Genomic DNA, 2,072 nt, shown 5'->3' on the forward strand with positions numbered 1-2,072 from the left:
GCCCCCTTAAGAAAGGCACCAAAAAGAGAAACCCCCGGAATACCACCAGCAACCCCCTTAAGCTGGTCTTCTGATAGTTCAGCTGTAGTCAGCTCTTGATCGAGCAGTTCAGTGTTGTTGTAGTCAGTGTTGAAAGTAGTCATGGTTTTAAAGGTGATAAGTGTGTGAGTTGTGTTGGGTTGTTTTCCCTCGACTCCTACAAGATCTCAGCCTTTCTGGTGAAAACTCCTATTTCTTTCTGGTGGAGAGAGCAGGGGTTACTGGTGAAAAGCTGGTGAAAAGCTCAGATCAACCTTCTCGACGAGTTTTTGCTACTCCCTGGTGTTGGGATTGGGATGTTCGCCTCAATCAAATCCCTGAGGATTGGCATCAAGTTGCCGTCAAATTTAGAAAAACAAATGGAATTAGAGATGGAGATCAAACTCACAAACTGTGGTGATTAAGGTAGGGATATAAGTAGTTTTAGGGCAAAAGAAGTTGAAGGTAAATTTGTGATGAATACGAAAAACTATTTCTGATTAGTGCCTGCCAGATAAGGCATCAAGGCAACTTTCTGCATGCTAATGGTGCCAGGTATCGATGGTTGTTTCAAGCCAATAGTGAGGTGGTTGAAGAAACAAAAAGCCCCTGCTAATGCAAGGGCGTGAAGCGTGTAGGCTTTCTTTTTTCAGCTACGCCTTTTATCCGCCCAGTCAGGATCGTTCCGGCGGCCAAATCCCCTAAAAAATATAAAACCGGCGGCCGTTAGGCCTAACCCCCCAAGTAATTAAGCACCCCCCGCCGCCAGCAAGGCCTTCTAGATCCCTAGTTCCCAGCTCTTCATCATTTAGTTCCCTAGTTCCATAAGCCTTGACCTCGGCCTCTGTAATTGCGAACCCAGCAGCTTTGGCAATAGCAACAACATCAGCGCCTTCTGCCTTGAGCTGTTCCTGTAGTGAAGTATCGGCTTGAACCTTGGCTATGAATGCCTTGAGTTGCTCTTCTGACATTGGTGGTGTTTATCTAATCAACATATAAGACAATACTGAGCTGGCGTCAGTGAAGATCAATGTTTGTCAACATCTGGTCTTGCAGTTGAGTTCCGCAGGGCCAATGGAATTAGAGATGGTGATCAAAGCCTCAATCTGTGGTGATTAAGTTAGAGAATATAAATAGCTTTAGAGCAGATTAAGTTAAGGGTAGATTTGTTGAGAATACGAAAAACTATTTCTGATTAGTGCCTGCCAAATAAGGCATCACGGCAACCTTATCCATGTCAATGGTGGCAGGTATCGATGGTTGTTTAAAGCCAATAGTGAGGTGGTTGAAGAAATAAAAAACCCCTGCTAATGCAAGGGCGTGAAGCGTGTAGGCTTTCTTTTTTCAGCTACGCCTTTTATCCGCCCAGTCAGGATCGTTCCGGCGGCCAAATCCCCTAAAAAAAAATCTTCTAGAAGCTTACCAGCAGTTCTTCGACCACAAAGCTGTACACTTCATCGTCCACCCCCCGCCAGCAAGGCCTTCCAGCTCTTCATCATTTAGTTCCCTAGTTCCATAAGCCTTGACCTCGGCCTCTGTAATTGCGAACCCAGCAGCTTTGGCAATAGCAACAAGATCAGCGCCTTCTGCCTTGAGCTGTTCCTGTAGTGAAGTATCGGCTTGAACTTTGGCGATGAATGCCTTGAGTTGCTCTTCTGACATGGGATAGGTGCTAATATAGCAGTCATAGCACTGGTTCAGTATGTAAGCCGCTCTTGGTTGAACTAAGTATTAATTAGTGCCAATGGTTGGAGGCTGATTTATGGGATTAGTCAGGCTATTGAAGAAATAAAAAGCCCCTTATGAAGATGGGATTAGTCAGGCTATTGAAGAAATAACCACCTAAATGCTCAGGGGCTTTGAGTGTGTAGGCTATATATCTAACCCTCTAAAGCTCACAACCAAGGAATACCATTGTGAAAGGCCCCCTTAAGAAAGGCACCAAAAAGAGAAACCCCCGGAATACCACCAGCAACCCCCTTAAGCTGGTCTTCTGATAGTTCAGCTGTAGTCAGCTCTTGATCGAGCAGTTCAGTGTTGTTGTAATCAGTGTT

3 protein-coding genes are annotated in these 2,072 nt (G+C 45.1%); 1 reads left to right on the forward strand and 2 read right to left on the reverse strand.

Annotated elements, in window-relative coordinates; genetic code table 11:
- Positions 1 to 169: 169 nt before the first annotated feature.
- Complete coding sequence (locus EV12_RS12705; protein ID WP_152563021.1) at positions 170 to 439, forward strand: hypothetical protein; 270 nt, start codon at positions 170 to 172, stop codon at positions 437 to 439.
- Positions 440 to 719: 280 nt separating this feature from the next.
- Here the strand turns inward: EV12_RS12705 and EV12_RS12710 are convergent, their stop codons facing one another.
- Together EV12_RS12710 and EV12_RS12715 are read right to left on the reverse strand one after the other, a co-directional pair.
- On the reverse strand, positions 720 to 989 hold the full coding sequence (locus EV12_RS12710; protein WP_052039612.1) for a Nif11-like leader peptide family natural product precursor: 270 nt from the start codon (positions 987 to 989) through the stop codon (positions 720 to 722).
- 448 nt (positions 990 to 1,437) lie between these two features.
- A complete protein-coding gene (locus EV12_RS12715) occupies positions 1,438 to 1,680 on the reverse strand; it encodes a Nif11-like leader peptide family natural product precursor (RefSeq protein ID WP_036916018.1) in 243 nt (80 codons plus the stop codon).
- Between the last annotated feature and the right edge of the window lie 392 nt (positions 1,681 to 2,072).

This window comes from Prochlorococcus sp. MIT 0701 (assembly GCF_000760295.1).
Classification (GTDB): domain Bacteria; phylum Cyanobacteriota; class Cyanobacteriia; order PCC-6307; family Cyanobiaceae; genus Prochlorococcus.

Coding starts and splice junctions, on each gene's coding strand:
- EV12_RS12715 (WP_036916018.1), bottom strand. CDS start 1,680: ATGTCAGAAGAGCAACTCAAGGCATTCATCGCCAAAGTTCAAGCCGAT.
- EV12_RS12710 (WP_052039612.1), bottom strand. CDS start 989: ATGTCAGAAGAGCAACTCAAGGCATTCATAGCCAAGGTTCAAGCCGAT.